The following is a 6821-nucleotide window of genomic DNA, read 5'->3' on the forward strand; positions in this document are numbered from 1 at the left end:
CCGTACCCGCTCGTACTCCTCGCCGACGTCCGGCACGACCTTCTTGGCGGCGTCGGTCGGGGTGGAGGCGCGCAGGTCGGCGACGTAGTCGAGCAACGGGGTGTCCGGCTCGTGCCCGATCGCGGAGACGACCGGCGTACGGCAGGAGGCGACCGCGCGGACGAGCTGCTCGTCGGAGAAGGGCAGCAGGTCCTCCACGCTGCCGCCGCCCCGCGCCACGATGATCACGTCCACGTCGTCGGTCCCGTCGAGCTCCTTGAGGGCCTGCACGACCTGCGGGACGGCGTGCACGCCCTGCACGGCGACGTTGCGCACCTCGAAGCGGACGGCGGGCCAGCGCTGCCGGGCGTTCTCCAGCACGTCCCGCTCGGCGGCGGAGGCCCGGCCGCACACGAGTCCGACGAGCTGGGGCAGGAAGGGCAGGGGCTTCTTGCGCTCGGGCGCGAACAGCCCCTCCGCCGCGAGCGTCTTCTTCAGCTGCTCCAGCCGGGCCAGCAGCTCCCCGACCCCCACGGGCCGTATCTCGGCGGCCCGCAGCGACAGCTGCCCGCGCGGGGCGTACCACTCGGGTTTCGCGTGCACGACGACCCGGGCGCCCTCGCCGACGACGTCGGCGATCGCGTCGAACACCTGCCGGTAACAGGTCACGCTGACGGAGATGTCGTGCGACGGGTCGCGCAGCGTCAGGAACACCACGCCCGCGCCCGGCCGCCGCGACAACTGCGTGATCTGCCCCTCCACCCACACGGCCCCGAGCCGCTCGATCCACCCCCCGATCAGCCGCGACACCTCACCGACGGGCAGGGGGGCTTCGGGAGACGTGGAGACAGCCATGTCCGCGAGAGTAGCCCCCGCCACCGACAACGCGGACCATGGCGTCCCGGGCCGGACGGTGCGATCTTCGAGCCGCCGGGGCGGCCTTACCATGGGGCCATGACCGCTTCGTCTGGCCGCCGTGTCCTGCTCGCCGCCCCCCGGGGTTACTGCGCGGGGGTGGACCGTGCCGTGATCGCCGTCGAGAAGGCCCTGGAGCAGTACGGGGCCCCGGTGTACGTCCGGCACGAGATCGTCCACAACAAGTACGTCGTGCAGACCCTGGAGAAGAAGGGCGCGATCTTCGTCGAGCGGACGGAGGAGGTGCCGCCGGGCAACATCGTGATGTTCTCGGCGCACGGCGTGGCCCCCGCCGTCCACGAGGAGGCCAGGCGCGGGCGTCTGGCCACCATCGACGCCACCTGCCCGCTGGTGACCAAGGTCCACAAGGAGGCCGTCCGGTTCGCCCAGGAGGACTACGACATCCTCCTGATCGGGCACGAGGGCCACGAGGAGGTCATCGGCACCACCGGCGAGGCCCCGGAGCACATCCAGCTCGTCGACGGTCCCGAGGACGTCGCGAACGTCGAGGTCCGCGACCCCTCCAAGGTCGTGTGGCTGTCGCAGACCACGCTCTCGGTCGACGAGACCATGGAGACGGTCGACGCGCTCAAGGACAAGTTCCCGCAGCTGATGTCCCCGCCCAGCGACGACATCTGCTACGCCACGCAGAACCGTCAGCTCGCCGTGAAGCAGATGGGCGCCGAGGCCGACCTGGTGATCGTGGTCGGCTCCCGCAACTCCTCCAACTCCAAGCGGCTGGTGGAGGTCGCCAAGCTCGCCGGCGCGGCCCAGTCCTACCTGGTGGACTTCGCCGACGAGATCGACGAGGCCTGGCTGGAGGGCGTCTCCACGGTCGGCCTGACCTCGGGCGCCTCGGTGCCGGAGGTCCTGGTCGAGCAGGTGCTCGAATGGCTCGCGCAGCGCGGTTTCGAGGACGTGGAGATCGTCAAGGCGGCCGAGGAGTCCATCATCTTCTCCCTGCCCAAGGAGCTCCGCCGGGACCTGCGCGAGGAGGCGGCGACGCTGGCCGCCGAGCGAGGCGGGTCGGGCACGGCGCAGGAGTGACGGCCGGGCGGGCCGGACGCCACGGCGCAGGAGTGACCGTCAGTCGTACGTCGTAACGTGGTGCCATGCAGATCTTCGGCGTGGACATCGGCGGGTCCGGCATCAAGGGCGCCCCTGTGGACCTGGACGAGGGAGACCTGGTCCAGGAGCGGCACAAGGTGCTCACCCCGCAGCCGGCGACGCTCGACGGAGTGGCCGACGGGGTCCGGCAGGTGGTCGGCCACTTCGGCTGGACGGGGCCGGTCGGGCTGACGTTCCCGGGCGTCGTCACCGGCGGCGCCACGGTCCGCACCGCGGCCAACGTCGACAAGAGCTGGGTCGACACCGACGCGCGCGCGTTGTTCAGCGAGCGGCTCGGNNNNCCTGCCGGTGACCGTGGTCAACGACGCCGACGCGGCCGGCGTCGCCGAGATGCGCTTCGGCGCCGGCCGGGGCCGCAAGGGCACGGTCATCCTGCTGACCTTCGGCACCGGCATCGGCAGCGCGGTCTTCGTCGACGGCGCCCTGGTCCCCAACACCGAGCTCGGCCACCTGGAGCTGAACGGCCACGAGGCGGAGAAGCGGGCGTCCAGCAAGGCCAAGGAGGACCAGGGCCTGAGCTGGGACCGCTGGGCGCGGCGGGTGCAGAAGTACCTCGCCCACGTCGAGATGCTCTTCAGCCCCGAGCTGTTCATCATCGGCGGCGGAGTCAGCCGCAAGGCCCACAAGTTCCTGCCGCTCATCGAGGGTGTCGAGGCGGAGATAGTCCCCGCGCAGCTGCAGAACAACGCGGGCATCGTGGGCGCGGCGATGCACGCGGCGGAGCACGGCTGACCCCGTGCGGGGTCGCACCTCACGCCGACGCCCGGCCCCGCACCGCCGCCCGCCGCCGTACCAGCGCCGCCCGCCGCCCCAGTGCCGCCCGCCGTACCAGCGCCGTCACGCCCGCGATCAGCGTCCCGGCGTACAGCCACAGGGCCTGCGTGGCGAGCGCGGTCACCAGCCCCAGCAGCCTGCCGAGGAAGCCCCCGTCCCCGTCGACCACCGGCAGCAGCCCCACGGCGAACCCGATCGGCACCACGACGGGCGCGGTCAGCAGGTCGGCCTGGCGCACCCATACCGCGGTCAGCGCGCACACCGGCAGGAACAGCACGCCGTAGACGGCCAGGGAGCCGTCGAGGAGCAGCAGGTCGGCAAGGCCCATCAGGAGCATGACGGCCCCGCAGAACAGCCCGCCGCCCAGGCCCGTCAACCGCGGACCGGGCAGCTGCCGTGGGACGGGGGCCGCCGCGGTCGGGGCGGCGGCGGACGGGGGCCGTGCCGTCGACGCCCGCCGCGCCGGGGGCACCGACGGCCTGCCGCGTCGCGGTCCGTACTGTTGGTGTCGCGTCCTGTGTTGCTCCACCGCACCAACCTAGGTCTGTTTATGTGCTGAATAGGCCGTCTGACACGCCGGACCACGCACTGTGACCGAGGGCTCGAACCGTCTCGGGGCCGCGCCGCGACACGCCGTAGACTGGTGGATCGGCCGCCTGGCCCACAGTCTCCTCACGTACGGGAAGTCGCAACGTGTCGCTCACGATCGGAATCGTCGGTCTGCCGAACGTCGGCAAATCGACCCTGTTCAACGCCCTGACCAAGAACGACGTGCTCGCGGCCAACTACCCGTTCGCCACGATCGAGCCGAACGTCGGTGTCGTCGGCGTCCCGGACGGGCGGCTCGCCCAGCTCGCCTCGATCTTCAAGTCGGAGCGGATCCTCCCGGCCACCGTCGACTTCGTCGACATCGCCGGCATCGTGCGCGGCGCCAGCGAGGGCGAGGGCCTGGGCAACAAGTTCCTCGCGCACATCCGCGAGTCGGACGCGATCTGCCAGGTCATCCGCGCCTTCAAGGACGAGAACGTCGTCCACGTCGACGGCAGGGTCTCGCCCAAGGAGGACATCGAGACGATCAACACCGAGCTGATCCTCGCCGACCTCCAGACCATCGAGAAGGTCCTGCCCCGGCTCCAGAAGGAGTCGCGGATCAAGAAGGACGTGGCCCCGAAGGTCAAGGCCGTCGAGGAGGCCAAGGAGATCCTGGAGAAGGGCGACACCCTCTTCGCGCACGGCATCGTCCAGGGCAGCGAGCGGGCCGAGCTCCTCCACGACCTGCACCTGCTGACGACGAAGCCCTTCCTCTACGTCTTCAACGTCGACGAGGACGAACTGACCGACGAGGACTTCAAGAACGAGCAGCGCGCCCTGGTCGCCCCCGCCGAGGCGATCTTCCTCAACGCCAAGCTGGAGGCCGACCTCGCCGAGCTCGACGAGGAGGAGGCCCTGGAGCTGCTGGAGTCCGTCGGCCAGAACGAGCCGGGCCTGGCCACCCTCGCCCGCGTCGGCTTCGAGACCCTCGGCCTGCAGACCTACCTGACGGCCGGCCCCAAGGAGTCCCGCGCCTGGACCATCAAGAAGGGCGCCACCGCCCCCGAGGCCGCTGGCGTGATCCACACCGACTTCCAGAAGGGCTTCATCAAGGCCGAGGTCATCTCCTTCGCCGACCTCCTCGAGACCGGCTCGGTCACCGAGGCCCGCGCCAAGGGCAAGGCCCGCATGGAGGGCAAGGACTACGTGATGCGCGACGGGGACGTGGTGGAGTTCCGCTTCAACGTGTAGCGGGTGACTTAGCACCACTTCGCTGATCTGGCAAACGTGCAAGTCAAATGGGGTCCGACTCTTCGGGGTCGGGCCCCTAGATTTTTACGGTGCTGGATAGGTGCTGGATTTTCTGACCTCTCGTCACCTGTCATCACCCCTGCTCACCCCTACCGTGCTGGATTCGTGCTGGATGGGATGAGAGCGCCCGTGCTGGTATGTGTACGGCCAGAGCCTGGCCTGCGGCCGTGAAGTGCCTCGTGGCCCGCTTCCGTCTTCGTTCATGGGGCGGGATGATGGCGCTCCGTCTTGCGAGTGGCAAAGGATCCGGCCGGGGCGTCGGCTTGGTCGAACGCCCCTTGTCGGCGGTCTCTGAACCTGGACCCCCCTGGGGTCGGTGACTTTTTACCCCGTCTGCTGTGTTGTTCACCCGGTCGCCGCGCTCGGTGTGCGGCCGATGTCGCGGTCTTTGAGCCGGTAGGAGTCTCCCTTCAAGGAGAGCACATCGGCGTGATGGACGAGACGGTCGATCATGGCGGCGGCGACGGTGTCGTCGCCGAAGACCTCGCCCCAGCGTCCGAACGGCTTGTTGCTGGTCACGATCACGGACGCGCGTTCGTAGCGGCCGGAGATCAGCTGGAAGAACAGGTTCGCGGCTTCCGGCTCGAATGGGATGTAGCCGACCTCGTCGATCACCAAAACGGGGATGCGCGCGAGGCGGAGGAGCTCGTCCTGGAGTTTTCCGGTGGTGTGGGCGGTGGCCAGGCGGTCGACCCACTGGGAGGCGGTGGCGAACGCGACGCGGTGGCCGGCCTGGCAGGCGCGGATGCCCAGGGCGATGGCCAGGTGGGTCTTGCCGGTGCCGGGCGGGCCGAGGAAGACCACGTTCTCCTTGCCGGTGATGAAGTCCAGGGTGCCCAGATGGGCGACCGCCTCGCGTTTCAGCCCGCGCAGGTGATGGAAGTCGAACTCCTCCAGGGTCTTGCGGGCGGGGAAACGGGCCGCGCGGATGCGGCCCTCACCGCCGTGGGCCTCGCGGGCGGCGACCTCGCGCTGCAGGCAGGCGGCCAGATATTCCTGATGCGTCCAGGACTCGGCCCTGGCGCGTTCGGCGAGCCGGTCGGCGGCGTCCAGCAGGGCCGGTGCCTTCAAGGCACGGCTGAGGAAGGCCAGTTCGGCGGCGACGTCCCGGGACGTGATGGTGCGGGTGGCCATGAGTTTCACTCCTCTCCTCCGCCGCCCTCGATCAGCTGGAAGATGCGGTCGTAGGCCGGCAGATCCGGCTGTGCGACCTCCACCGCCGCGGCGACGGCCCCGCCGTGCCGGTACTGGCGCCGCATCACCGTGGCGGCCTCGGCGTGGTCCGGGTCGGTCAGCGTCTGGTGGCGGGCCCAGCAGCGCGCATGCTCGGCGACCAGCCGGCCGTCCAGGCGGGCCCGCACCGTCTCGGTGTCCGCCTCGATCCGCACGACCCGCCCGATCGCGGCCGGGTGGACCGAGTAGTCGCAGGTGTCCAGGCGGATGTAATGGTCCCGGCCGATCCGCACCGAGGTCTGCCACCAGCGCGGCGGCGCGGTCGGCGGCAGCGGCAGCATCGCGGCCCGGTCGGCCTCCCACCGCTCGGCCGGACGGGCCTGCAGGGTGCGGTGCACCCGGCGGTTGGCGACCTCGAGCCACGCGGCCAACTGCGTGTTGAAGTCGGCCGGGGAGGTGAACACCCGGCCGGGCAGGAACGACGTCTCCAGGTAGCCGTTGGCCCGCTCGACCAGCCCCTTGGCCTCCGGGTCGCGCGGCCGGCACAGGATCACCCTGCAGGCCAGCAGCCCGGCCAGCGCGGCGAACTCGTGGCCGAGCACAACCCGCCCCTCCCGGCGGCGGCCGATGGCCGCCTCGTTGTCCCAGACCAATGTCCGGGGCACCGCATTCCAGCCGGACAGCAGGTCCCAGTGCCCGCTCACGAGATCGGCGGCCTGCCTCGACGGCAGCATCCGCGCGGCGATCACCCGGGAATAGCCGGCCACCATCACCAGCACCGGCGGGCGCCCGGTCTGCCCGAAGCCCAGCGGGATGTCCGTCGGCGGGAACCACAGATCGCACTGGGCCAGCTCGCCGGGCTGATACGCCGTCCGCGAGACGGGGTCCGCCGGAAGGTAGACCGGCCGCAGTTCCCGCACCCGCCGTTTCAGCACCGACAACGACCGTTCCCAGCCGATCCGCTCGGCGATCACCGTGGCGGGCATCCGCGGGTACTCCGCCAGCAGCTC

Annotated in this window: 5 protein-coding genes and 3 pseudogenes; 4 read left to right on the forward strand and 4 right to left on the reverse strand. The window is 70.7% G+C overall.

The window, feature by feature from the left end:
• Nucleotides 1-834 (reverse strand): annotated as a pseudogene (gene xseA, locus RH94_RS03955) (exodeoxyribonuclease VII large subunit); the annotation flags it as partial.
• Between the two features lie 99 nt (nucleotides 835-933).
• Here xseA and RH94_RS03960 point away from each other — a divergent pair.
• From RH94_RS03960 to RH94_RS42265, 3 genes and pseudogenes are all read left to right on the forward strand, one after another.
• Complete coding sequence (locus RH94_RS03960) at nucleotides 934-1941, forward strand: 4-hydroxy-3-methylbut-2-enyl diphosphate reductase (protein WP_073946251.1); 1008 nt, start codon at nucleotides 934-936, stop codon at nucleotides 1939-1941.
• Nucleotides 1942-2063: 122 nt separating this feature from the next.
• Nucleotides 2064-2299: pseudogene (locus tag RH94_RS42260) on the forward strand (ROK family protein); the annotation flags it as partial.
• A gap of 4 nt (nucleotides 2300-2303) precedes the next feature.
• A pseudogene (locus tag RH94_RS42265) lies at nucleotides 2304-2754 on the forward strand (ROK family protein); the annotation flags it as partial.
• A gap of 19 nt (nucleotides 2755-2773) precedes the next feature.
• On the opposite strand, the gene RH94_RS03970 reads toward RH94_RS42265, so the two are convergent.
• The gene (locus RH94_RS03970; protein ID WP_407697252.1) at nucleotides 2774-3172 is read right to left on the reverse strand and encodes a DUF6542 domain-containing protein; all 399 of its coding nucleotides are present in this window, start codon (nucleotides 3170-3172) and stop codon (nucleotides 2774-2776) included.
• Between the two features lie 317 nt (nucleotides 3173-3489).
• Between RH94_RS03970 and ychF the strand changes: the two genes are divergently transcribed.
• Nucleotides 3490-4578 (forward strand): redox-regulated ATPase YchF, encoded by a 1089-nt coding sequence (ychF, locus tag RH94_RS03975; RefSeq protein ID WP_073946253.1) that lies wholly within the window; start codon nucleotides 3490-3492, stop codon nucleotides 4576-4578.
• 405 nt (nucleotides 4579-4983) lie between these two features.
• Here the strand turns inward: ychF and istB are convergent, their stop codons facing one another.
• Both istB and istA read right to left on the reverse strand, forming a co-directional pair.
• Complete coding sequence (istB, locus tag RH94_RS03980; RefSeq protein WP_073946254.1) at nucleotides 4984-5772, reverse strand: IS21-like element helper ATPase IstB; 789 nt, start codon at nucleotides 5770-5772, stop codon at nucleotides 4984-4986.
• Nucleotides 5773-5777: 5 nt separating this feature from the next.
• The coding region (gene istA / locus RH94_RS03985; protein WP_407697253.1) for an IS21 family transposase at nucleotides 5778-6821 on the reverse strand (1044 nt) is incomplete at its 5' end.

Source organism: Streptomyces kebangsaanensis, from assembly GCF_001906585.1.
In the GTDB taxonomy this organism is placed as follows: Bacteria; Actinomycetota; Actinomycetes; order Streptomycetales; family Streptomycetaceae; genus Streptomyces; species Streptomyces kebangsaanensis.

What these genes read in the sequence shown, in the direction of transcription:
- RH94_RS03960 (WP_073946251.1), top strand. Translation starts at nt 934, where the DNA reads ATGACCGCTTCGTCTGGCCGCCGTGTCCTGCTCGCCGCCCCCCGGGGT.
- istB (WP_073946254.1), bottom strand. Translation starts at nt 5,772, where the DNA reads ATGGCCACCCGCACCATCACGTCCCGGGACGTCGCCGCCGAACTGGCC.